The 23285-nt window shown below is 35.8% G+C and carries 24 protein-coding genes; 22 read left to right on the top strand and 2 right to left on the bottom strand.

The window, feature by feature from the left end; translation table 11 throughout:
• From CC204_RS03635 to CC204_RS03625, 3 genes are all read left to right on the top strand, one after another.
• Positions 1-774, top strand: coding sequence for a DUF1295 domain-containing protein (locus CC204_RS03635; protein ID WP_088268867.1), 774 nt, complete (start codon positions 1-3; stop codon positions 772-774).
• A gap of 16 nt (positions 775-790) precedes the next feature.
• Positions 791-1591, top strand: a complete 801-nt coding sequence (locus tag CC204_RS03630) for a tryptophan-rich sensory protein (protein WP_227011228.1) — start codon at positions 791-793, stop codon at positions 1589-1591.
• Between the two features lie 63 nt (positions 1592-1654).
• Complete coding sequence (locus CC204_RS03625) at positions 1655-2224, top strand: TetR/AcrR family transcriptional regulator (protein WP_088268866.1); 570 nt, start codon at positions 1655-1657, stop codon at positions 2222-2224.
• Positions 2225-2330: 106 nt separating this feature from the next.
• Here the strand turns inward: CC204_RS03625 and yidC are convergent, their stop codons facing one another.
• Together yidC and CC204_RS03615 are read right to left on the bottom strand one after the other, a co-directional pair.
• Positions 2331-3260: a membrane protein insertase YidC gene (gene yidC / locus CC204_RS03620; RefSeq protein ID WP_088268865.1), complete on the bottom strand. Its 930-nt coding sequence runs from the start codon at positions 3258-3260 to the stop codon at positions 2331-2333.
• Positions 3261-3384: 124 nt separating this feature from the next.
• Complete coding sequence (locus tag CC204_RS03615) at positions 3385-3660, bottom strand: acylphosphatase (RefSeq protein WP_088268864.1); 276 nt, start codon at positions 3658-3660, stop codon at positions 3385-3387.
• 123 nt (positions 3661-3783) lie between these two features.
• Here CC204_RS03615 and CC204_RS03610 point away from each other — a divergent pair, with 123 nt between their 5' ends.
• From CC204_RS03610 to CC204_RS03520, 19 genes are all read left to right on the top strand, one after another.
• Complete coding sequence (locus tag CC204_RS03610) at positions 3784-4545, top strand: TrmH family RNA methyltransferase (RefSeq protein WP_088268863.1); 762 nt, start codon at positions 3784-3786, stop codon at positions 4543-4545.
• Between the two features lie 159 nt (positions 4546-4704).
• A complete protein-coding gene (locus tag CC204_RS03605; protein ID WP_088268862.1) occupies positions 4705-5466 on the top strand; it encodes a carbonic anhydrase in 762 nt (253 codons plus the stop codon).
• Between the two features lie 292 nt (positions 5467-5758).
• Positions 5759-6547: a 30S ribosomal protein S2 gene (gene rpsB, locus CC204_RS03600; protein ID WP_069664999.1), complete on the top strand. Its 789-nt coding sequence runs from the start codon at positions 5759-5761 to the stop codon at positions 6545-6547.
• 263 nt (positions 6548-6810) lie between these two features.
• On the top strand, positions 6811-7692 hold the full coding sequence (gene tsf, locus CC204_RS03595; protein WP_088268861.1) for a translation elongation factor Ts: 882 nt from the start codon (positions 6811-6813) through the stop codon (positions 7690-7692).
• 125 nt (positions 7693-7817) lie between these two features.
• Positions 7818-8540: a UMP kinase gene (gene pyrH / locus CC204_RS03590; protein WP_069665001.1), complete on the top strand. Its 723-nt coding sequence runs from the start codon at positions 7818-7820 to the stop codon at positions 8538-8540.
• A 3-nt stretch (positions 8541-8543) separates the two neighbouring features.
• The gene (gene frr / locus CC204_RS03585) at positions 8544-9101 is read left to right on the top strand and encodes a ribosome recycling factor (RefSeq protein WP_088268860.1); all 558 of its coding nucleotides are present in this window, start codon (positions 8544-8546) and stop codon (positions 9099-9101) included.
• A gap of 238 nt (positions 9102-9339) precedes the next feature.
• Entirely contained in the window at positions 9340-10803 is a 1464-nt protein-coding gene (locus CC204_RS03580; protein ID WP_088268859.1) for an ABC transporter permease, read from the top strand.
• A gap of 12 nt (positions 10804-10815) precedes the next feature.
• Entirely contained in the window at positions 10816-11490 is a 675-nt protein-coding gene (locus CC204_RS03575) for an ABC transporter ATP-binding protein (protein WP_088268858.1), read from the top strand.
• Positions 11483-13030, top strand: a complete 1548-nt coding sequence (locus CC204_RS03570) for a PASTA domain-containing protein (protein WP_088268857.1) — start codon at positions 11483-11485, stop codon at positions 13028-13030. Before CC204_RS03575 ends, CC204_RS03570 begins: the two co-directional genes overlap by 8 nt.
• Positions 13031-13233: 203 nt before the next feature.
• Complete coding sequence (locus CC204_RS03565) at positions 13234-14037, top strand: isoprenyl transferase (protein WP_088268856.1); 804 nt, start codon at positions 13234-13236, stop codon at positions 14035-14037.
• Positions 14034-14834 carry a phosphatidate cytidylyltransferase gene (locus tag CC204_RS03560; protein WP_088268855.1) on the top strand — a complete coding sequence of 267 codons (801 nt, stop codon included), beginning with the start codon at positions 14034-14036 and terminating at the stop codon, positions 14832-14834. Before CC204_RS03565 ends, CC204_RS03560 begins: the two co-directional genes overlap by 4 nt.
• Before the next feature lie 58 nt (positions 14835-14892).
• Positions 14893-16053 (top strand): 1-deoxy-D-xylulose-5-phosphate reductoisomerase, encoded by a 1161-nt coding sequence (locus CC204_RS03555; protein WP_088268854.1) that lies wholly within the window; start codon positions 14893-14895, stop codon positions 16051-16053.
• Positions 16050-17318, top strand: a complete 1269-nt coding sequence (gene rseP, locus CC204_RS03550; RefSeq protein ID WP_088268853.1) for an RIP metalloprotease RseP — start codon at positions 16050-16052, stop codon at positions 17316-17318. Before CC204_RS03555 ends, rseP begins: the two co-directional genes overlap by 4 nt.
• A 73-nt stretch (positions 17319-17391) precedes the next feature.
• On the top strand, positions 17392-19104 hold the full coding sequence (locus CC204_RS03545) for a proline--tRNA ligase (RefSeq protein ID WP_088268852.1): 1713 nt from the start codon (positions 17392-17394) through the stop codon (positions 19102-19104).
• 255 nt (positions 19105-19359) lie between these two features.
• The gene (locus tag CC204_RS03540) at positions 19360-19629 is read left to right on the top strand and encodes a hypothetical protein (protein ID WP_088268851.1); all 270 of its coding nucleotides are present in this window, start codon (positions 19360-19362) and stop codon (positions 19627-19629) included.
• A 104-nt stretch (positions 19630-19733) separates the two neighbouring features.
• Positions 19734-20765 carry an ABC transporter permease gene (locus CC204_RS03535; protein WP_088268850.1) on the top strand — a complete coding sequence of 344 codons (1032 nt, stop codon included), beginning with the start codon at positions 19734-19736 and terminating at the stop codon, positions 20763-20765.
• A 7-nt stretch (positions 20766-20772) separates the two neighbouring features.
• The gene (locus CC204_RS03530; protein ID WP_157894231.1) at positions 20773-22029 is read left to right on the top strand and encodes an ABC transporter permease family protein; all 1257 of its coding nucleotides are present in this window, start codon (positions 20773-20775) and stop codon (positions 22027-22029) included.
• Positions 22029-22688 (top strand): ABC transporter ATP-binding protein, encoded by a 660-nt coding sequence (locus CC204_RS03525; RefSeq protein ID WP_088268848.1) that lies wholly within the window; start codon positions 22029-22031, stop codon positions 22686-22688. The genes CC204_RS03530 and CC204_RS03525 overlap by 1 nt, the downstream gene beginning before the upstream one ends.
• On the top strand, positions 22685-23080 hold the full coding sequence (locus tag CC204_RS03520; RefSeq protein WP_088268847.1) for a hypothetical protein: 396 nt from the start codon (positions 22685-22687) through the stop codon (positions 23078-23080). The genes CC204_RS03525 and CC204_RS03520 overlap by 4 nt, the downstream gene beginning before the upstream one ends.
• The last annotated feature ends 205 nt before the right edge of the window (positions 23081-23285 follow it).

Below are 23285 nucleotides of genomic sequence, written 5' to 3'. Positions count from 1 at the left end.
ATGACGATTTGGATCATAATAGGGGTATTATTTGTTTACTTCACGGCATTATTCTTTTGGGCGCAATATTTGAAAAACAATTCGATCGTGGATTTAGCATGGGGAATCGGTTTTGTTATCGTTGCACTAACGGGTTATGTAATCATGCCGAATAAAACAAAAGTGAGTACAATCATCGTATGTTTAGTTGCAGTTTGGGGAATTCGCTTGTTTCTTCACTTGGCGAAAAGAAATATTGGTAAGCCGGAAGATTATCGCTATGTAAATATGCGTAAACGTTGGGGCACACATTTTGCAAAATTGAAAGCTTACTTGAATGTTTTTGTATTACAAGGTGTATTGCTTATGATCGTATCGTTACCGATTTTACTGGTTGTTACCGGTTCCTCCAATTCTTTTTACTGGTGGAATGGAGCTGGAATTGTTATTTGGTTACTTGGATTTGGTTTTGAAGTGATCGGTGATTATGAACTAGCAAAATTTAAACAGGATAAAACGAATCATGGGAAGTTATTGACAACTGGTTTATGGTCATTGACTCGACACCCAAATTACTTTGGAGAAGCACTTAGCTGGTGGGGCATCTTTTTGGTCAGTTTGAATGAGGTTCGTAATTTGTGGGGAATCATTGGTCCTTTGACGATCACCTTATTATTATTATTTGTTTCGGGTGTACCTTTGCTTGAAAAGAAATATAAAGAACGGCCAGACTTTTTAGCGTATGCGGCAAAAACACCAAAGTTTGTCCCTTTTATTGGAAAGAAAGGATTATAAAGAAGGAGGAGTTAACATGAACCAGATGAAAAAAGAAGTGTATCAGTGGCTGGTTCCAATCATCTACGTTGTGATGATCGGTGTGAATGCGGCGGCGGTCTTATTGCCGATGAATGGAATGACGACACAGGAAGTTTCAGATAGTTATTCAAATTTATTTGCTCCAGCAGGACTTACGTTTTCGATTTGGTCAGTTATTTACTTACTACTCGGGGCCTTTGTTGTATATCAATGGATAAAACCAAAAAAAGGGTCGATTTTAGCTGATAGACAGATAGCACATAAGCTACGTTTGGTCTTTATTATGTCTTCAGTTTTGAATGGTCTTTGGTTAGTTGTCTGGCAATATTTATACATCAATATCACGATTTTTATTATGTTAGGATTATTGATCACCTTGATTTATTGCAACAGAATGTTAGCAATGATGTCTTTGACTAAGAGCGATTACTTTTTTATACGTTTGCCTTTTAGTGTGTACTTTGGCTGGATCACGATTGCAACGATTGCGAATATCACTGCCTTTTTAGCTGATAAAAATATTGCCTTTTTACAAGACAATCAGCAAGTGTGGACAGTAGTCATTTTACTTGTTGGCGTGGCGATCATTGGTGCAACAATTATTAAGAATAGAGATATCGCCTATGGAATAGCTACACTTTGGGCGTATTATGGTATATTAGTGAAGCATCGTTCAGCAGATGGTTGGAATGGCGCCTATCCAGTGATCATTACAACCGTTATGATTTGTTTATTGCTGATTTCGCTCTTTTGTTTGTATGATTTATTTCTTTTATCTAAAAAGAAAGCTAGCTGATATGTTTTTCTTCAATTATTTCTGTTAAAATAAGAGTCATATCAATTATAGGTGGCAATGTAAATGGAAAAAGAAACTGTAAACACGAGAGATCGAATCATTCAAGTAGCAACTAGATTGTTCATGGATAATGGTTATTTAGGGACATCTACGAGACAAATTGCACAGTTGGCTGAAGTAACACAACCCAATTTGTATCATCATTTTAAAAATAAAGAAGAAGTCTATATTGGTGTCATTGAAACGTTATTAAGTGATGTAAATGAAGAATTAGTTGTGATAGTGGAGGATCAGACACTAGATACGGTTAGTAAATTAAAAAGATTTGCTGAATGCTTAAAAACGAAACATCCTTTTGATTTTGATTTGATGATGCATGATTTTAATACAAAATTGATGGAAGAAACCCAATATAAATTATTTATGCTTTGGAATCAATCCTATAAAGAGCCATTGCTCCGTCTGTTTAAAACAAGTGATTTTCCGATACGTTCCGGAGTTACTCCGGAAATAGCAACAACTCATTTCTTGAATACATTATCACCATACATCAAAGCAGAGCAGCGAACAACCACATTGACGATCGATCAAGTGGTGGATTTATTTTTGAATGGTATCACAAGTAACGAATAAAACAGAAGTTGGAGCGGGTTTTCAAAGGAAGATTTCTGCATTTGTTGTCTATTTATTTTAAAAAGGACTGAGACACAACTCTAAAAGTTACGTCTCAGTCCTTTTCTTATTTTCTCTTTTGTTTACCAGCGTTTCGACCTTTAGGTGAGCTAGTTGTTTTCGTAGGTGTTTTTTCTGCTGGTTTCAAATCAGCTGGAGTAACATCTTTTCTAGGTGTTACTACTTGTTTAGGCGGATTCTTTTTCAATTCCTCCGCAACCTGCGCTTTGATTCTTGGTTTTAATAATATGTTTGTGATAAATGTTTGGATACAAGTGAAGATACCACCGACGACCCAGTAAAGTGTAACACCGGCAGGAGAGCTAATCGACATGAAGACGATCATTAAAGGTGAAACGATCAACATGGATTTCATCGTTTTCTTTTGTTCTTCTGGAATACCAATCGTTGAAAGGTATCCTTGTAATAAATAAGCAACTCCGGCCAAAATGACGAAGATCATACTTGGTTGACCAAGATTGACTCCAAAGAAACTAGCTTCGCTGATTCCTTTCGTGTAACGAGCTGCAAAAAATAGGGCAGAGAAAATCGGCATTTGGATCAGTAATGGTAGACAGCCGATACCGCCCATCATACTCATATTGTTTTCTTTGTAGACAGATTGTAATTCTGCTTGCGCCTGCATTTGTTCTTCTCGAGTGGTCGCTTCTTTTAATTTTGCTTGTGCCGCATCAAGCTGAGGCTTGATCGCTTGCATTTTTTCCGTTTGGATCATACTTTTTTTCGATTGATTTAATCCTAATGGCATGATAACAAGTCGTACGATGATCGTGATAAAGATAATGGCCCAGCCGTAGTTCCAGTTGAAATTATCAACAAGATATGTAATAGCGCTGCTCATTGGTTTTACCAAGAAATTATAGATGATGCCTTCACCTGTGGGTTGACCGTCAGATCCTGTTTTGACACAACCTGATAAAAATAACACCAGGCTGAACAGACCGGAGCCCAGTAGCCACTTATTTAATTTTTGCATTTCACTCTGTCCTTTTCTAAAAAATTTGCACATTTCTAACTATACTTGAAAAAGCGTTTTTTTTCAATAAAAAATAGAAGAATCCGCCTCAAGTCTGAGTCGGATCCTTCATCAGTTACTTCGCTTAGTTAGTAACTCTAAAAGTAGAATACTCTTCAAGCAAAGGATCGTCTTGAAGATCAACATAAGTGACCCGACCAGCAGGGCTAGGAGAGTCTTTGACTTTTTGAATAAACTGAGCCATTTTTTCATCCGTACCGAATGCTTCAATTGAAACAGAACCATCGTCTTCATTCCGGACGGTTCCTGTGATACCAAGCTCATCTGCCACAAGCTTAGTCATATAGCGAAAACCAACACCCTGTACTCTGCCTTGAACATTCATGCGTACTTTTCTCATAAGTGTGCACCTCGTTTTTATCTTATTGTTAATGATAGCGTTTTTTTATCTACATGACAAGCAAAAGAAGCGATTGTTTGAGATTGAGCAGTCATGTTATAATACCATTGGTGAGGTGTAAAAATGAAAGAAATTTTGTCTAGTAAAAATACAATGATAAAAGAAGTAAAAAAATTAAAAATAAAAAAACATAGAGAATTACAACAACGTTATCTAATAGAAGGGTTTCATTTAATCGAAGAAGCAATCAAAGCAAATGCAAAAGTCGAATGGATTTTGATCAACCAGCGTGGATTAGAAGAATGGGCGGAATGGATTGCTTTACATGAGGATGATCGCTTTATTCTCGTGACAGAGGAAATATTGAATTCTCTTTCGGAGCTGCCAACACCACAAGGAATGGCGGCGGTTGTTAAGATGCCAGATCGTGAACAAGTATTATCTTACAGTGGACGGTGGTTATTGTTAGATAATGTACAAGATCCAGGAAATGTAGGTACTATGATTCGTACAGCAGATGCTGCCGGATTGACTGGTGTTGTTTTAGGTTCTGGCTGTGCTGATATTTATAACACGAAAGTTCTTCGGGCAATGCAGGGAAGTAATTATCATTTGCCGATTTTTCGTTTGCCGCTTATAGAGGTAATCGAAGGGTTTCAGAAAAATGAGATTTCTGTCTATGGCACTGAACTAAATAAAGAAGCAGTTGTTTATCAGACGTTACCGAAACAAGAAAACTATGCTTTGATCATGGGAAATGAGGGGCAGGGTGTTTCAAGAGAATTATTGGAAATGGTCGATCAGACAGTTTACATTCCAATCGTTGGTAAAGCAGAGTCATTGAATGTAGCAATCGCTGCAGGGATTTTGATGTATCATTTATAATTCGAATTTTGAATAAAATAACATCGGAAATAATTTATTTTTTTTGATTGAATTGCTAAAAAAAAATTAGTATAATACTTTAGCCGGCAAAGAATAAATAGAGCATAGCTATGTTTTACACTAAGAATATAATGATTCGATCGAAAGAAGGATACAAGTATGAAAAAAATGTTGCTTATGTCAATGGTATTACCATCATTGCTATTAGTAACAGCTTGCAATCAGCAAGCCGCAACTAAGACAAATGAAAGTTTTTCACACACACAAGAAAGTACAACAAAAAAAGAATCTGCTCATTTAGACTATGATGCACAAGAAGAATGGGAACAGGTTGCAGGAAAAATGCAGTCACCGATAGATATTCCAGCTTCAGCAGCAAAAGAGATGACAGATCAAGGAAACATTACATTAAATTATAGTGCTAAAATCACTAAGGCTGAAAATAATGGACATAGTATACAATTGGCTGATTCAGGCTCTGCGGTAATCAATCAGCGTAATTTTGAGTTAACGCAATTTCATTTCCATGCTCAAAGTGAGCATACTGTTGATGGAAAGCATTACCCAATGGAAGTCCATTTTGTCAATCAAGCTCAAGATGGAAGAATTGCCGTTATCGGTGTTTTCTTCGAAGAGGGTAAGGAAAATAAAGGATTCCAAGAAGTTTTGGATGATGTGAAAAATCAATCTGATAATGAAATTACTGATATCGAAACAATGTTTCCAGAAAACAAAAGCTATTATCACTATTTAGGCTCATTGACTACACCGCCACTTTCTGAAAATGTAGAATGGTATGTGTTAAAAAATCCGGTTCAAGTTTCTGCAGAACAAATCAAAGAATTCCAAAAATTCTATGACCATAATAATCGTGAAATTCAGCCATTGAATGATCGCGCTGTCTTGATGCACAACGAATAGTTTTATTGAAAAGATTTCTGAAATAGATTGGACGTAACTTGTGGAGTTATGTCCAATCTATTTTTTAAGCAGTAACTGAGAGAGAATGTAAACGTATAGTTAAAAACGAATTTCTGAAAAAAGTTATTTTATTGTTGAAATATCTATAAGAGTAAGTTATACTAATTAACGGTGTGAAAACACTAAATCCACATCCTTGTTTGATTTGTAAGGCGGTGCTGCGATTAGCAGTTCCTTATAAAGCTGAGAACGGGAGAGGGAACAAATAAAAACCAATTGGAGGAAACAAATCATGGCAGTAATTTCTATGAAACAATTACTAGAAGCCGGCGTACATTTTGGTCACCAAACTCGTCGCTGGAACCCAAAAATGAAGAAATACATCTTCACAGAAAGAAACGGAATCTACATCATTGACTTACAAAAAACAGTTAAATTAGTAGATGCTGCTTACGATTACATGAAAAACGTTGCTGAAGATGGCGGTGTTGCATTATTCGTAGGTACAAAAAAACAAGCACAAGAAGCGATCAAAGATGAAGCGATTCGTTCAGGTCAATTCTACGTTAACCACCGTTGGTTAGGTGGAACTCTAACGAACTGGGATACAATCCAAAAACGTATCAAACGTTTGAAAGACATCAACAAAATGGAAGAAGACGGAACATTCGATGTACTTCCTAAAAAAGAAGTTGTTGGCTTAAACAAACAACGTGAACGTTTAGAAAAATTCTTAGGCGGTATCGCTGATATGCCTAGAATTCCAGATGTAATGTACATCGTTGACCCTCGTAAAGAGCGCATTGCTGTTCAAGAAGCACAAAAATTGAACATCCCAATCGTTGCGATGGTTGATACAAACTGTGATCCTGATGAAATCGACGTAGTAATCCCATCAAATGATGATGCGATTCGTGCGGTTAAATTGATCACTGCTAAAATGGCTGATGCATTCATCGAAGGAAACCAAGGTGAAGATCAAGTCGTTGAAGAAACATTCACTGAAGAAGCACCAGAAGCTGCAACTTCTATCGAAGAAATCGTTGATGTTGTTGAAGGCAGCAACGAATCAGCAGAATAATATAAAATTACAGAGCTGTCTTGAAGGCTAGGCGAACAAAAGCCTGATTTTACCTTTGAGATAGCTTTTTTTAAGCAAACAAGAGCTATCTCTCGTAAAGACAAGTAGCTATGCTTTCAAAACTATCTAGCTAAGCAGGCTAACCTTTCGGAAAAAAGATAAAAATGGAGTGAGACAAGAAGCGTCTCAAACAATTTTTCCTATTTTTCAGTCAAGGTTAAACGAGCCTGTTACGCTTTTAAAACTTTAGGAGGAACAAGAAAATGGCAGATATTTCAGCAAAATTAGTTAAAGAATTACGCGACATGACTGGTGTCGGTATGATGGACGCAAAAAGAGCGTTAGTAGAAGTAGAAGGAAACATGGATGCGGCTGTGGATTACCTACGCGAAAAAGGCATGGCAAAAGCAGCTAAGAAAAATGATCGTGTAGCAGCAGAAGGTTTAGCAAATGTTTCTACTGATGGAAACTTTGCAGCAATCGTTGAAGTGAACTCAGAAACTGACTTCGTATCTAAAAATGAAATGTTCCAAGACTTAGTTAAGAAAATCGCGACTGAAATCGCAAAAAATAAACCAGCATCTATGGAAGAAGCTTTGGCACTTAAAACAGACAAAGGAACTATTGAGTCTGAGTTAGTAGAAGCTACAACTGTTATCGGCGAAAAAATCAGCTTCCGTCGCTTTGAGTTAGTTGAAAAAGCTGACGATGCTGCATTTGGTGCTTATTTACACATGGGTGGCCGTATCGCTGTATTGACAGTATTAGATGGCACAACTGACGAAGAAGTTGCGAAAGATGTTGCGATGCACGTTGCAGCGATCAACCCTCGTTATGTAAATGAATCACAAATTCCTCAAGAAGAATTAGATCACGAAAAAGCTATTCTTTCTGAGCAAGCATTAAACGAAGGCAAACCAGCGAACATCGTTGAAAAAATGGTTATTGGTCGTTTGAACAAATTTAAGGCTGAAATTTCATTAGTGGATCAACCATTCGTTAAAGATCCTGACATGACAGTTGAAAAATATGTAGCCTCTAAAGGCGCTACTGTTAAATCATTCACTCGTTTTGAAGTAGGCGAAGGAATCGAAAAACGTGAAGATAACTTTGCAGATGAAGTGATGAGTCAAATCAAAAAATAGTTCTGTTTCTTTTTTTGAAACAGCCGGGAACGCATGAAGATGCGCTCCCTTTTTTTAGGAATTAAAAGAAATAATAGACGAAATATGTTAAACTATTGATAGATAAATGGTGGAGGGAAATCAAAATGGTAAAACCTAAGTATCAACGAGTTGTATTAAAGTTAAGCGGCGAAGCTTTAGCCGGAGAAGATGGGTTTGGAATTAAGCCTCCTGTAATCAAAGAAATTGTAGAAGAAATCAAAGAAGTACATGAATTAGGTATCGAAATGGCAATCGTTGTTGGCGGTGGAAACATCTGGCGTGGACAAATTGGTGCACAAATGGGTATGGAACGTGCACAAGCAGACTATATGGGAATGCTTGCTACAGTGATGAATGCGCTAGCGCTACAAGACACATTAGAAAATTTAGGTGTTCCTACACGTGTTCAAACATCGATCGAAATGCGTCAAATTGCAGAACCATATATTCGCCGTCGGGCAGAGCGTCATTTAGAAAAAGGACGTATTGTGATTTTTGCTGGTGGTACAGGAAATCCATATTTCTCAACAGATACAACAGCGGCATTACGTGCGGCAGAAGTTGATGCTGATGTGATTTTGATGGCAAAGAACAATGTTGATGGTGTCTATTCAGCAGATCCTAAAGTAGACGCGAATGCAGTTAAATTTGAAGAATTAACACACTTAGATGTTATCTCTAAAGGACTACAAGTAATGGATTCAACAGCCAGCTCATTGAGTATGGACAATGATATTCCATTAGTTGTCTTCAATCTAAATGAAACAGGAAATATTCGTCGTGCATGTTTAGGCGAAAACATTGGAACAACAGTAAGGGGGAAATAAGGAATGAGCGGAACAATTTTAACGACAGCAAAAGAGAAAATGAGCAAAGCGGAACAAAGCTTACAACGTGAACTAGGACAAATTCGTGCAGGTCGTGCGAATGCTAGCCTTTTAGACCGTATTCAGGTTGATTATTATGGTGCACCAACACCTGTCAATCAGCTTGCAGGAATCAATATTCCAGAAGCACGTGTTTTGATGATCACACCGTTTGATAAAAATTCACTAGAAGATATTGAAAAAGCGATTCAAGCGAGTGATATCGGTATCAGTCCGACAAATGATGGGACGGTTATTCGATTAGTTATCCCACAATTGACTGAAGAAAGACGTAAAGAACTAGCAAAAGATGTAAAAAAAGCTGCTGAAAATGCGAAAATCGCTGTTCGTAATATCCGTCGTGATGCGATTGATGATTTAAAGAAACAACAAAAGAACAACGAAATCACTGAAGACGAATTACGTAATCTGGAAAAAGAAGCCCAAAAGCTGACAGATGACAGTGTGAAAAATATTGATTCAATTACAGCTGAAAAAGAAAAAGAGCTTTTAGAAGTTTAGACTTTTTCCTAAATTAAACAAATAGAAAACAACAAAAATACCGGACGTTAACGGGTGTTTTTGTTGTTTTTTTATTTTTCTTGTGAATATTTGTTATTTAATTCAAAAATCTCCAAATATATAACTTTATAATTTATTTAAAAGTAACATTTATAGCAGTAAGTAAAAATTTGCTTGTTAATCAATCAGTGTTATGAAATAATGTATCTAACTAAATTCTTTTTGAGGAGATGAAAAAATGAGTTTTATTAAGCGTGCATTATGCAGTGTGACAAGAAAAAAAGGTAAGTCACTTATTTTATTTGCTGTAATTTTTGTATTAGGGAATGTTATCGCCGGTGCTATTGCGATTCAGCAGTCTACACAAAACGTTGAAAAAAGCGTGAAAAAGGAACTGGGTGGTATGGCAACGATTCAGCTTGATTATGAAAACAATCAAGAGGAATTTATGAAAGAAGATGTTGAAATTGAACCGCTCAAGGTAGATTTGATCAAGAAAATTGGAGAATCTCCTTATGTAAAATATTATGATTATAATGCAATGACAATGGTTCAAACAAAAGAGCTAAAAAGCGTATCATCAGAATCAGAAGAATTTGGTATGATGGAAGGTTTTACTCTAAAAGGTGTAAATTATAATAAAGTCTTAGATATAGAAGAAAAGAAAATCAAGTTGGTTGAAGGGAAAGTATTTACGCAAGAGGATATTGAAAATGGTAAAAATGTTGGTTTGATCTCATCAAAAGTTGCTGAGGAAAATGGTCTATCCGTTGGGGATCAAATGGTTGCAGATTCAAGAGGTTACGATTATACCGAAAATGGCGAGGAAAAAGAATTATTCAAACAGGATATACCCATCCAAATCATTGGTATCTTTGAGCCGACGACAGTTGAAATGAAAGAAAAAGATAAAGAAAAAAATGCTGAACAGAATATGAATCAGCAATATATGTCTCTTCAGCAGATCAACACAGTTTATTTACCAAATAAAACAGTGTTGGAGATCAACAAGAACTATTTAGATAAGTTAAAAGAAACTTCATCAAATAGTGAGATGTTCGAAGGTGAAAATGAAGAGGACTATTATACCCCTGTATATGTATTGAAAAGTCCAGAAGATGTCGATGCTTTTAAAGAAGAAGCTCAACCGCTACTACCTAATCTTTATGCAGTAAAAGCTTCTGCAGATCAATATGAACAAATTGGCGGAAGTATGAAAAAAATGTCTCAGATTTCCGGTTATGTCGTTTGGATTGCTGTAATTGCCACTCTATTGATCATTTCGCTAGTTGTTTTATTATTTATGCGTGATCGTAAGCATGAGTTAGGCATATATCTGTCGCTTGGCGATAAGCGCAGTCACGTCATGGGACAAATAATTATTGAAATGTTGTTGATCAGTGGAATCGCATTGATTTTATCATTGATCACAGGGAACTTTTTAGGAAAAATGGTTTCTGATTCACTATTAAATAGTGATATTTTAAATAGCGCAAATAATCAAATGAATGCCTTTATGGTTATGGATGATATAGGTATTACTGATTTAACAGCAGATGATATTATGAATGCCTATGAAGTGAAATTCTCACTCGGCTATATTGTTACCTATTTAGTTGTTGGTTTAGGAACGGTCCTACTATCAGCAATTTTACCATTGCTATATATTGTACGATTAAATCCGAAGAAAATAATGATGTAGGAGGTCAGGAGAATGGCGATTTTAGAGACAAAAAAACTTAGTTATTTTTACCAGGATGGCGATCAGCGCCGCTTCATTTTGAAAGATACGAGTGTGTCTTTTGAACAAGGAAAATTCTATACGATTTTGGGTCAGTCAGGATCTGGAAAAACGACCTTTTTATCTTTGATCAGTGCATTAGATACACCAAAAGAGGGGCAAATTCTACTAAATGGAAAAGACATCAAGACGATCGGTTATGAAAAATATCGACGAGATGATATCAGTATAATTTTTCAAAGTTATAACTTAGTTCCTTACTTGACTGCATTAGAGAATGTATTGGTTGCAATGTCGATCACAGACAATGAACTGCCGCAAAATCAAAAGGAAGTCGCATATAATCTTCTTGACTATATTGGGATCACGCATGAAAAAGCAGATCGCTTGGTCAATCAATTATCAGGTGGTGAGCAGCAGCGTGTAGCGATTGCCAGAGCATTATCGACGAATGTGGATGTTATTCTAGCAGATGAGCCAACAGGGAATTTGGATGAAGGAATGGAGCAAGAGATCGTTGATATTTTCAAAAATCTTGCGAAAGTTCATAATAAATGTGTGATCGTAGTCACTCACTCGAATGAGATTGCTGCTCAGTCGGATGAGACGTACTACCTGAAAAAAGGTGTGTTAAAAAAATATGAGTGATTTTTTATCAAATTTCAGCGGAGAAAATTATGAAAAGACCCGCGAAAATAAAAACAAGCAAAAAGAACAGAAGAAATCTAAAGGAATCAAAAATAGCGAAGAAAAGCCATCTACCATAAAAAAAGAGGCAGATTCTGTTTTCGTTGGCCCTAAAAATACAGTAGACCCTTCTTCAAAAAATATTCAGCAGACTACAAATGAAAAAGAAGAACCTAAACAAGTAGAAAATCCAGATGATGTGATCTACACCAAAAAGCGTACGAAAAAGAAAAAATATGAACCAAAAAAAGAAGCAGAAACACCAGTTGCTAAAGCCGAACCTGTAATTACGCCACAAAATCCGGATGAATTTATCGAAACGGACCCAACGTACAAAAAGAAGCGTAGAACAAAATTGATCTTAATTGGTGCAGGCAGTCTGGCAGCGGTAATTTTATTGTATTTTGGCTACTATCAGCTGACGCATGTAAAAGTACCTGATTTTGAAGGGAAAGAATTATCAGAAGTCCGTGAATGGACGGCTGAAAATGGAGTGAAACTTCAAGTCGAACAGAAATATGATTTTGATAAAGAAGCGAATTTGATCATTGATCAAACGGTCAAGAATAAAAAAATCAAAAAAGGCAAAGAATTAGTTGTGGATGCTAGTTTGGGTGCAGATCCGGAAGAACAGATCCAGTTACCTGAATTTAAAGAAATGAAAATCAGCGAAGCAAAGAAATGGATTGCAGAACAAAAAGCAGATAATATAGCGATTATTGAAGAATACAGTGACAAAGTGGCGCAAGGAGATTTCATAAAATTTGAAATCACGAATAAAGATGTAAAAGCAGAGGAATATAAACGTAAGGATAAAGCAAGAGCCTATTTTTCAAAAGGCAAAGAGGTTTTTGAAAAAAATATTGCTATGCTTGATTTTACAGGAAAGACAAAAGAAGAAGTAGCAGAATGGACCAAGAAAAACGAAATCACGTTAAAAGTAGAAGAAGCAGACTCTGATAAAATCGAAGCGGGCAAAGTGATCTCACAAAGCATCAGTAAAGACACGAAAGTTGCAAAGAAAGATACGTTGACTGTGACAGTCTCTACAGGCAAGGCGATGATCGTACCCGATTTTTCACAATTCACTGCAGAAGAAGCTGCGGACAAAGGCGATGGACTGCAAGTACAAGTAAAACAGCTGTATAACAACACAGTTCCGTATGGCCATTTCATTAGTCAATCCGTAGAAATCGGCAGCAAATTTACTGAAAAAGATGATAAGCCCGTTATTCAGGTCGTGTATTCGATCGGTAAGCCTTACATCAAGGATTTACGTGATAATACAGTAGAAGGCGACCTTCAAAAGATATTCTTTGATGACTATCAGTCTAAGGGAGCGAATATAACCTATCAAGTGTATTATGTTGATTCAACTGTTACTAAGGGAACTGTTGTGAAAATGAGTAACTACAATGAATTTGTTCCAATCGATTCTGTGATTCAAATTGGGATAAGTAAAGGAAATCTTAAACCAGAAGCAACGAAAGATTCGGAATAAGAAAGATAATCAGCGTGTAGAGGAAACTAAAAATTGTTTTCTCTACACGCTTTTATTCATAAAATAGCACCACAAATCACGGATTTTCTTTGTAAATTCAGTAAATTTGTTAAATAATCTCGAAAATTTTTTCATTTGCATAGGCTTTTCTGAAAGATATTGCTATAATAGTCTAGACAGATTTTTGGATTGGAGGGAAAAATATGTTACGTTTTTTTCCACAAAAGAATAAATACATACAGCAGGAAAGTGATTTTACTTTTAATAGTGAGGGTGCAATTCCTAAACATGTAGCTGTTATTATGGATGGTAATGGCCGTTGGGCACAAAATCGTCGTTTACCTAGAATTGCTGGGCATAAAGAAGGAATGAATACCGTCAAGAAGATCACAAAACATGCTAGCAAGTTGGGAGTCAAGGTTCTCACGTTATATGCTTTTTCTACTGAGAACTGGAAGCGTCCGACAGATGAAGTGAGCTTTCTTATGCAGTTGCCGGTCGATTTTTTCGATACATTTGTACCAGAGCTGATCAAGGAAAATGTAAAAGTTCATGTAATGGGCTATAAGGAATTTCTACCAGAACATACACAAGATGCTATCACACGGGCGATTGATCAAACAAAAGAGAACACGGGAATGGTTTTGAATTTTGCACTAAATTACGGGTCAAGAGCTGAGATCGTTACTGCGGTAAAAGAAATCGCTGGAAAGGCAGCTAATGGAGAGCTTTCGGTAGAAGCCATTACAGAAGAGACTCTGGCGCAACATTTGATGACAGGCTTTTTGGCTGAAGAGTTAAGAGATCCTGAATTGTTGATTCGTACAAGTGGAGAAGAGCGGATCAGCAACTTTTTACTCTGGCAGATCGCTTATAGTGAATTGTTTTTTACGGATGCTTTATGGCCTGATTTCAATGAAGAATTATTGGAAACGGCTTTAGCATCATTCCAGAATAGAAACCGTCGTTTTGGCGGTCTGAAAGAAACAGAGGAGGAAAATAAATGAGACAGCGCGTTATTACTGCTGCCGTAGCTTTAGTGGTGTTTATTCCAATTATTTGGTACGGAGGTTTTGTGATCGAACTGGCTGCAGCTGTGCTTGCAGTGGTTGGAGTTTATGAGTTATTTAGAATGAAAGGATTAGAAATCGTCAGTTTTGAAGGGATCCTTTCAGCTTTGGGCGCAGTATTGTTAGTTTTGCCGAAAGAGCGTTGGTTTTTCTTTTTACCTGAAAAAGCCGATAATTTTATTTTGTTTTATTTGACAGTGATGATTTTACTAGGTGGACTTGTAGCATCAAAAAATATGTATACTATTTCTCAGGCCGGCTTTCCAGTGATCACTAGCTTATATGTTGGTGTTGGGTTTCAAAATTTTGTCAATGCAAGGGCTACGGGCTTTGTTGTATTGCTTTATGCATTGTTTGTGGTTTGGGCAACAGATATTGGAGCATATTTCATTGGAAAACGCTTCGGTAAAAGAAAATTATGGCCGGAAGTTTCACCTAATAAGACTATTGAAGGTTCTTTAGGCGGTATTCTTAGTGCTGTAGTTGTCGCATTATTATTTTTAACGTTAACACCGAATAAAGAGCTGTTTACTTATAATTTGCCAATCATGTTGGCAATGACAGTAGTCTTTTCGATCGTTGGTCAATTTGGCGATTTAGTCGAATCATCGATCAAACGGCATTATGATGTAAAAGATTCCGGGACGATTCTACCTGGGCATGGCGGGATTTTGGATCGTTTTGATAGCTTACTTTTTGTTTTTCCAATCATGCATTTATTCGGATTATTTTAATTTCTAAGCAAGAAGGGAAGGTGAAAAACTCTGATTGGTCAGAGTTTTTCTTTTTACTATGAAGAAAATCGCATTATTAGGTGCAACAGGTTCGATTGGTTCAAATACAGTTGATGTAGTCAAAGCGTATCCTGAATTATTTCAAATCGTTTCACTGACATTTCATTCAAATGTGGAGGCAGGTTCAGATTTAATTGAGCAATTGAATCCAAAATATGTTGGTGTTGGCTCAGAAGCCATCAAAGAAATTCTGGCTTCTCGTTTTCCGACAGTTGAATTTGGTGTTGGTGAAGCAGGTTTAGTTCAAGCTGCTACGATAGAGTCTGTAGATGTTGTATTGACTGCCGTCACAGGTAGTGTTGGTCTTGCACCGACAATGGCTGCAATAGAAGCTGGAAAAGATATCGCATTGGCAAATAAAGAAACATTAGTGATGGCAGGACAATGGGTCATGGCAGCTGCAGCCAAACACAAGGTGCAAATATTGCCTGTAGATAGTGAACATTCTGCTATTTATCAATGTTTAGAAGGTCAACCAAAAGAAAACTTGAAAGAATTGCTGATCACAGCGTCTGGCGGCAGCTTTAGAGATTTATCGCGAGAAGATCTAAAAAAGGTTACCTTAGAGCAAGCTTTGAAGCATCCAAACTGGTCGATGGGTAAAAAAATTACGATCGACTCTTCAACTATGATGAACAAAGGGTTAGAAGTTATTGAAGCCCATTGGTTATTTGGTGTAGATTATGATAGAATAAAAGTTGTTTTACATAAAGAAAGTATTGTTCACTCAATGATTGTTCTAACCGACGGCGCCTATTTAGCTCAATTAGGACCAAGTGATATGCGAGAGCCGATTCAATATGCATTAACGTATCCGAAACGTCTGCCGATTAAAAATGAAAAAGATTTTGATTTGACTCAAATCAGTCAGTTGAATTTTGAAGTAATGGATTTTGAACGTTTTCCTATGTTGAGGTTAGCGTTTGAAGTAGGAAAAAAAGGCGGTGCCTATCCAACTGTTTATAATGCAGCCAATGAAATCGCTGCGACAGCTTTCATTGACGGTAAAATTTCATATTTGCAAATTGAACACTTTGTTCAACGAGCAGTGAATGAATACAACGAAACAAACGAAGTCACTTTGGAAGAAGTGATTGCGATCGATAAAAAAACAAGAACTATCATAGAAAGATGGATCAAGGAAGAAGGTCATTTATGAAAACGATCATTACATTTATAATTGTCTTTGGTATTCTCGTCCTTGTGCACGAATTTGGCCACTTTTTCTTTGCAAAACGCTCAGGAATTTTAGTGCGGGAATTTGCGATAGGTATGGGACCAAAGATTTTTGCTCATCAAGGTAAAGACGGCACAGCTTATACGATTCGTATTCTGCCGATCGGCGGGTACGTCCGAATGGCTGGGATGGGTGAAGATGAAACTGAGCTAGCCCCCGGGATGACTCTTTCTGTTGAGTTGAATGAACAGGAAGAAGTCGTAAAAATCAATACAAGTAAAAAAGTTCAGCTGACAAACAGTATTCCGATGGAAATGTTGGAAGCTGATCTTGAGAAAGATCTATTTATCAAAGGTTATGTGAACGGTGACGAAACAAGCGAAATCACTTATAAAGTAAACCATGATGCAACGATCATTGAACAAGATGGTACCGAAGTGCGAATCGCACCTATCGATGTTCAGTTTCAATCAGCTAAATTATGGCAGCGGATGTTGACCAATTTTGCCGGACCAATGAATAATTTCATTTTGGCTTTTGTTTTGTTTACGTTATATGTCTTCATGCAAGGCGGTGTAACCTATACAAATACCAATCAAATCGGTGATGTTCAGGCAGATAGTCCTGCACAACAGGCAAACTTAAAAGCAGATGATAAGATTTTAGCAATTGATGGCAAAGAAGTTTCGACATGGGAGGATTTTACAAAAATTATCCAAGCTAGCCCTGAAAAAAAATTAAAACTAGAAGTGGAATCAGATGGTAAGACAAGAGAAGTAGCGATTACTCCCAAAAGTCAAAAGTCAGGAGAACAAGAAATTGGTATGATCGGCATTACACCGCCGAAGAAAACCAGTTTCACAGATAAGTTATCTGGAGGGATCCAGACAACTTTAGAAAGTTCTATGCAGATTTTTAAAGCATTGAAATCACTGTTTACTGGTTTTAGTTTAGATAAATTAGGCGGACCTGTCATGATGTTCCAAATGTCTTCGGAAGCTTCTAAAGCTGGATTGAATACAGTTATCTGGCTAATGGCGATGTTGTCGGTCAATCTAGGAATCATCAATTTATTACCGATTCCAGCTTTGGACGGTGGTAAAATTGTATTAAATATTATTGAAGGTGTCAGAGGGAAACCTTTGAGCCAAGAAAAAGAAGGGATACTAACACTGATTGGGTTTGGGTTCATTATGGTATTGATGGTGTTAGTGACCTGGAATGATATTCAACGTTTTTTCTTTTAATTAAATAAACTGTAATTTATAACGGACTACTTGAGGAGTTTTGTGGTATTCGTTTAAACAAAGGAGAGTTCTGATGAAACAGTCAAAAATGCTAATCCCAACATTACGAGAGGTACCAAACGACGCTGAGGTCTTAAGTCATCAAATGCTGCTGAGAGCGGGTTATATTCGCCAAGTATCTGCAGGAATTTATTCTTACCTACCTTTAGCTAATCGTGTCCTTGAAAAATTGAAGAAAATCATGCGAGAAGAATTTGATAAGATCGATGCGGTTGAAATGCTGATGCCGGCATTGTTACCAGCCGAATTATGGAAAGAGTCTGGCCGTTATGAAACGTATGGTCCAAACTTATATCGTCTAAAGGACCGGAATGATCGTGACTTGATTCTTGGTCCCACACATGAAGAAACATTTACTGAACTGATTCGTAACGAAATCAATTCATATAAACGTTTACCATTGAACCTTTATCAAATCCAAACAAAATATCGTGATGAAAAACGTCCGCGTTTTGGTCTATTAAGAGGCCGCGAATTCATTATGAAAGACGGCTACTCATTCCATTCAAGTGAAGAAAGTTTGGATCAATCTTACCGTGATTATGAGAAAGCTTACTCAGCCATTTTTGAGCGCTGTGGTTTGAATTTCCGAGCAATCATCGGAGACGGTGGTGCAATGGGCGGAAAGGATTCAAAAGAATTCATGGCAATTTCTGATATCGGTGAAGATACGATCTGTTTCTCAACAGAAGGAGATTACGCAGCAAACTTAGAAATGGCAACTAGCCTTTATACACCAAAAAAATCGCATGAGACACATTTGGATATCGAAAAAGTAGCAACGCCAGATGTTTCTTCGATCGAGCAAGTTGCTGCATTTTTCAATGTCGAAGCACAAAAAATCATCAAGTCAGTTCTATTCATGGCTGATGAAGAGCCTGTCTTAGTTTTAGTTCGTGGTGACCATGAAGTGAATGATGTCAAATTGAAAAACTTCTTAGGCGCTGATTTCTTAGATGAAGCAACAGAAGAAGATGCGCGTAGATATTTAGGTGCTGATTTTGGTTCAGTCGGACCAGTTGAGTTAGCTGAAGAAGTTAAGCTATACGCTGATCGACATGTTCAGGATTTAGCGAATGCGATTGTAGGAGCAAACGAAACTGGCTACCATCTAACGAATGTGAATCCAGGACGTGATTTTACACCGATCAGTTATGAAGATTTACGCTTTGTTCAAGAAGGAGATCCTTCACCTGATGGAAACGGCACATTAGAATTCACAAAAGGAATTGAAATCGGTCATATCTTCAAATTAGGTACACGTTATAGTGAATCGATGGGCGCAACGGTCTTAGATGAAAACGGCCGTGAAAAACCTGTGATCATGGGCTGTTATGGTATTGGTGTCAGCCGACTATTATCAGCCATCGTTGAACAAAACATTGACGAAAATGGCATCAATTGGCCAACTGGAATTTCACCATTTGACTTGCATGTTGTTCAAATGAATGTCAAAGATGAATATCAATCAAAACTTGCTCAAGAAGTGGAAGAAATGATGTCTGCTTCCGGCTATGAAGTTCTTGTGGACGACCGCAATGAACGGGCGGGTGTGAAATTCGCAGACGCTGATTTGATCGGCTGTCCGATCCGAATCACTGTCGGGAAGAAAGCAGTCGATGGTGTAGTTGAAGTGAAGATCAAACGTACAGGTGAAATGGTAGAAGTACGTAAAGAAGAACTTGAAAGTACTTTATCTATTTTGCTAAATACAGATAAAGAATAACAAAAAACTATCTTTGGAATTGTTTTCCAAAAAAATAGATTAGTTCAGTAGGTGGGAAATTTTCTCACCTGCTTTTTTTGTATCAAAAATGGTGAGATGTAGAACTTTAATACCAATTGTTTCATGGTAAAAATGATAAACGTCAATTAATTTTAAAACGATCAATTAGATAGTTAAAATTTATTAAATGTAAAAAAAGTATTGATTTTTGTTTTTGATTAAAGTATTATGAGATTATAAAAAGGAGGTGATTACATGAAGGTAAGAATCGGAAAGAAATTTGTTGGTCTGATGCTTTTGGCAGTTACGCTACTATCTATTGCAACATCAGTTTCTGGAGCTTTGCGTCATTGGGCAACTCGTTACGTTTGGGGTGTTGTTGGAACTACGGAAACGCCTGGACGTCACTATACAAGAGCATGGATGTCTGGAATTGGAACAGATTCTGGTCGCGTTTACGGAAGTAACTTAACAAAAGCTACTGCTTATGGATCTGGAACCGCTCACACAAGATATGGTTGGTAGAATGTACATTTAATCGGGCAAAATAGAAATGTGTCTGTTCAGTTTGTTGGTATGGGCACATTTTTAATTATTATTACCATAACAAAGCAGAAGAGGAGAGCAATATGGGAAAGAATTTGTCACAAGTATTTCTCTATATTATTTACACTGTCTTAACCATTTTTACTTGTGTAATGGTAGCTAGTGTTCGTTCTTATTTGAAGAGCGAAATGTTGATATATAATTTTAATAATCAAGAGACGATCCATGCATCTGTGAGTTTTACAAAGGAAAATTTCGATTTGACAACGCTTACTGATAAAAACATTGGAAGTTATTTAATTTCCAAAGCTCTTGATAATAACGAAGAAATTATAGGGATTTATTTTAATAAGACTCCTTTTTTGAATTTAAATGTAGCTTCAGGACGCTATTTTTCAGAGAAAGATTTTACAGATAATACTAAAAAAATCGTAATAGGTTCGAATCTTAAAAAGAATACTAAAAAAATAAATGGAAAGGATTATTTTTTATTTGATGACGACCAATATGAAGTAATCGGTATTTTAAATGATAAAAATAGATTAAGTTGGACGAAGAATAAGGCTTATATAAATTTGAATAGTATTGGAAATTTAAAAAAATATTTACATAATGAGAACATACAGTTTAACGCTAAAAAGAATGCTAGGTATGCGTTTAATTCATTGAAATCACAAACAATTGGATTACTGAATTTTAATGAAGTTCGGAAAGAAACTGTCCATTCTCCATTTACTAACTTACTTAACGACAAAGCTATTTCATTATTAATTTATGGGCTAGTCTTGGTTACTTTTATTGGTAATACGTTTTCAGCCAGTTCTTATTGGTTAGATTCTTTGAGCAAAGAAATTGGCATTAGAAAATGTGTTGGAGCCTCAAACTTAGCAATTGCTATATTTATTTACAAAAAGATGAGTAGCATTTTGTTGAAAGCTGTTTTTTTGGGGTTATTTCTTTCATTTATGATTAATGTATTTTATCTAAAAGAAGGATTTATTGATATTCTTAGTATAGTTGTCACTGTCGGAATTATATTTTTAACAAATGTTATCACGGTTATATTTCCGATTATCAAAGCATTTAAAATACAACCAATTTTGATGGTGAGGTAAAGTGGAAATGAAAAATATAAAGTATGCGTTGCTGTCTATTTTCAATAAACCTTTTTTTATGATCAGTACAATTTTACAGTTATCAGTTGTTTTATTACTTTTGACAACGTTGATTATGGCGATGATCAGTATTTTTTCTTCTGGAGAAAGATTGGAGTCTGCTTTTAATAACCAGACGTACTATGCTATTCAGGATAAAAGCAATGAAGAAGAATTGTTTAAAAAAACTTTTAAGAGTGAAGGGATCAATCGACGAATGAGTGATTTTTTAGATTTTTTAAAAAATAGTAAACAATTTACCTTCTTAGAAATTATTCCTGATTCTTGTTTGATTCGTCCTAATCAAATTCCTTATGAATATGACGATTTTTTATATGATAAAAATACGCCTAAAATAAGGGTAGATGACAAGCCTTGGCTTGTTTTTAAGACATTGTCTGTTAATTCAGATTTTTTTGAGCATTTTCCTGTGGAAATAGAAGAAGGGAAATTTGTTCAAGATGGATTATTACTTGGAACACAGTATCGTCGTCATTATAAAATAGGAGATCAATTCGAGATTTATGATTCGATAACTAAGAAAGAAGTAAAGAAAGTCATAACCGGATTTATAAAAAGAGATGCGTACTTCTTTTCCAGAGGGGCTGGCTTGATCAACCTTGATTATTACATCATTCAACAACTGGAAAGTATAAATGAAACAAGTGATTTATTTATTAGCGACGTTGATCATAAAGTAAATCAGGGTGTGATAATTAGCAAAGATATCAAGAAAACCTTTGAATTGATCAACTCAAAAAGTAAAGAATTATCTTTGTATACACAATTAGAGCCATTAGATTTGAATAAACAAAGCGCAATGTTACTTTCTACATTGCAAAATTTTCGCGAGAGTATTCTGCCGGGAGCAATTTGTGTCCTTATTTTTTCTCTAGTTAACATAGTTATCAGCTTGATGAATAACTTAAAAAAAAGTGTGAAAGAAATCACTGTACACTTGCTATGTGGCGCTACGATCAACGATATTATATGTCGAATGCTATTTATGATCAGTTTCTACTTAGTTCCAGCGATAATCATCAATCAACTCATTACGGATACTATCATCAATCAACTGTTCCTGATTTCCTCACAAGATTTGTTGAATACATATATTATTCAAGGACTTGTGTTTTTATTATTAAGCATAATTTTGGCTACGTTGCCAATATATTATCTATTAAATTTAGACATATCCAAATTGATTAAACGGGAGAAGATATGATGATTGAATTAATTAACCTTAGTAAAGTTTACGGTAAATCTAATACTGAAGTAAAGGCGCTTAATGAGGTGAATCTAGAAATCAATGAGGGCGAAATGATTGCCATTATGGGGCCTTCTGGATCGGGAAAATCAACACTTTTGAATATTTTAGGCGGTTTGGATTCTCCGACTTCAGGAGAATATTTGCTAAAGAATCGCAATGTTCAAAATATGAAACAGAAAGAATTAAGTAAAGTGAGAAATAGGACATTTGGATTTGTTGTTCAATCATTTGCGTTGATTGATCATTACAGCGTTTTTAATAATGTTATGATCCCGCTAGACTATACTAAACTAAAGAAAGCAGATAAAAAAGAAAAAATACGATTATGTTTAGATAAAGTAGGTATTCTAGACAAAAGTAAAAATTACCCATATGAATTATCTGGAGGTCAATGCCAGAGAGTTGCAATTGCCAGAGCTTTAGTAAATACTCCTGATGTGATTTTAGCAGATGAGCCAACTGGGAATTTAGACAAAAACAATGGGGAACAGATTATAGAAATTTTCAAAGAATTAAATAAGGCCAAAACAACCATTATCATTATTACCCATGATGACGAAGTAGCAAGTAAATGTAATCGGGTTATTCGATTAGAAGATGGGAGAATTATATGAAAAAAAGAAAGAAAATGATTATTAGTATTTTCATAGGCATCATCATTTTAGGCTTGATTATTACGGCTATATATATGAGAACATATAGAAAAGAAGCTGGAGTTATCGAAATGAAATCAAATGATAGCAGTTATATCACAGGGGCGATTGATAATCGAAATAAAGAAGTACAATTGGTAATCGAAAATAAAACGACTTCTCCTGAAAATTTTATAGTAGAATTTTATAATAGTGAAGATAACTTAATTAATAGTGAAAAAGTAACTAAAAAAAAATATGAAAAAAAAATCAAGGTAGCTAAAAACGATATGTTGAATATTAAAATCATCTCTCCTTCAAAAAAAGAAGCGTCGTTTAAATACCTAAAAAAAGAAAAAATAGATTTATGGTAACGTATTGAATAAGATTTCTCTTCATTGAAATACGTGCAAAAAAAGAGTATAATTAATAAAAATAAGGTTCTTAGCAGAAATGCTTGAGAGCCTTTTTCTCCATGTAATTGTAAATAGTGTGACAGATATATTAGTTGTTTTTAGTAAGTTGTTCAAGCAAAAATGATTAAGAATATTCGTGGTAAAAAGAACCATGTATATTTTG

Origin of the sequence: Enterococcus wangshanyuanii (genome assembly GCF_002197645.1) — a bacterium.
GTDB classification, from domain to species: domain Bacteria; phylum Bacillota; class Bacilli; order Lactobacillales; family Enterococcaceae; genus Enterococcus_L; species Enterococcus_L wangshanyuanii.
This window is presented reverse-complemented; position numbering and strand designations above follow the sequence as displayed.

Excerpts from the sequence above, each read along its gene's own strand:
- CC204_RS03635 (WP_088268867.1), top strand. The coding sequence starts at position 1 with ATGACGATTTGGATCATAATAGGGGTATTATTTGTTTACTTCACGGCA.
- CC204_RS03630 (WP_227011228.1), top strand. The coding sequence starts at position 791 with ATGAACCAGATGAAAAAAGAAGTGTATCAGTGGCTGGTTCCAATCATC.
- CC204_RS03625 (WP_088268866.1), top strand. The coding sequence starts at position 1,655 with ATGGAAAAAGAAACTGTAAACACGAGAGATCGAATCATTCAAGTAGCA.
- yidC (WP_088268865.1), bottom strand. The coding sequence starts at position 3,260 with ATGCAAAAATTAAATAAGTGGCTACTGGGCTCCGGTCTGTTCAGCCTG.
- CC204_RS03615 (WP_088268864.1), bottom strand. The coding sequence starts at position 3,660 with ATGAGAAAAGTACGCATGAATGTTCAAGGCAGAGTACAGGGTGTTGGT.
- CC204_RS03610 (WP_088268863.1), top strand. The coding sequence starts at position 3,784 with ATGAAAGAAATTTTGTCTAGTAAAAATACAATGATAAAAGAAGTAAAA.
- CC204_RS03605 (WP_088268862.1), top strand. The coding sequence starts at position 4,705 with ATGAAAAAAATGTTGCTTATGTCAATGGTATTACCATCATTGCTATTA.
- rpsB (WP_069664999.1), top strand. The coding sequence starts at position 5,759 with ATGGCAGTAATTTCTATGAAACAATTACTAGAAGCCGGCGTACATTTT.
- tsf (WP_088268861.1), top strand. The coding sequence starts at position 6,811 with ATGGCAGATATTTCAGCAAAATTAGTTAAAGAATTACGCGACATGACT.
- pyrH (WP_069665001.1), top strand. The coding sequence starts at position 7,818 with ATGGTAAAACCTAAGTATCAACGAGTTGTATTAAAGTTAAGCGGCGAA.
- frr (WP_088268860.1), top strand. The coding sequence starts at position 8,544 with ATGAGCGGAACAATTTTAACGACAGCAAAAGAGAAAATGAGCAAAGCG.
- CC204_RS03580 (WP_088268859.1), top strand. The coding sequence starts at position 9,340 with ATGAGTTTTATTAAGCGTGCATTATGCAGTGTGACAAGAAAAAAAGGT.
- CC204_RS03575 (WP_088268858.1), top strand. The coding sequence starts at position 10,816 with ATGGCGATTTTAGAGACAAAAAAACTTAGTTATTTTTACCAGGATGGC.
- CC204_RS03570 (WP_088268857.1), top strand. The coding sequence starts at position 11,483 with ATGAGTGATTTTTTATCAAATTTCAGCGGAGAAAATTATGAAAAGACC.
- CC204_RS03565 (WP_088268856.1), top strand. The coding sequence starts at position 13,234 with ATGTTACGTTTTTTTCCACAAAAGAATAAATACATACAGCAGGAAAGT.
- CC204_RS03560 (WP_088268855.1), top strand. The coding sequence starts at position 14,034 with ATGAGACAGCGCGTTATTACTGCTGCCGTAGCTTTAGTGGTGTTTATT.
- CC204_RS03555 (WP_088268854.1), top strand. The coding sequence starts at position 14,893 with ATGAAGAAAATCGCATTATTAGGTGCAACAGGTTCGATTGGTTCAAAT.
- rseP (WP_088268853.1), top strand. The coding sequence starts at position 16,050 with ATGAAAACGATCATTACATTTATAATTGTCTTTGGTATTCTCGTCCTT.
- CC204_RS03545 (WP_088268852.1), top strand. The coding sequence starts at position 17,392 with ATGAAACAGTCAAAAATGCTAATCCCAACATTACGAGAGGTACCAAAC.
- CC204_RS03540 (WP_088268851.1), top strand. The coding sequence starts at position 19,360 with ATGAAGGTAAGAATCGGAAAGAAATTTGTTGGTCTGATGCTTTTGGCA.
- CC204_RS03535 (WP_088268850.1), top strand. The coding sequence starts at position 19,734 with ATGGGAAAGAATTTGTCACAAGTATTTCTCTATATTATTTACACTGTC.
- CC204_RS03530 (WP_157894231.1), top strand. The coding sequence starts at position 20,773 with ATGAAAAATATAAAGTATGCGTTGCTGTCTATTTTCAATAAACCTTTT.
- CC204_RS03525 (WP_088268848.1), top strand. The coding sequence starts at position 22,029 with ATGATTGAATTAATTAACCTTAGTAAAGTTTACGGTAAATCTAATACT.
- CC204_RS03520 (WP_088268847.1), top strand. The coding sequence starts at position 22,685 with ATGAAAAAAAGAAAGAAAATGATTATTAGTATTTTCATAGGCATCATC.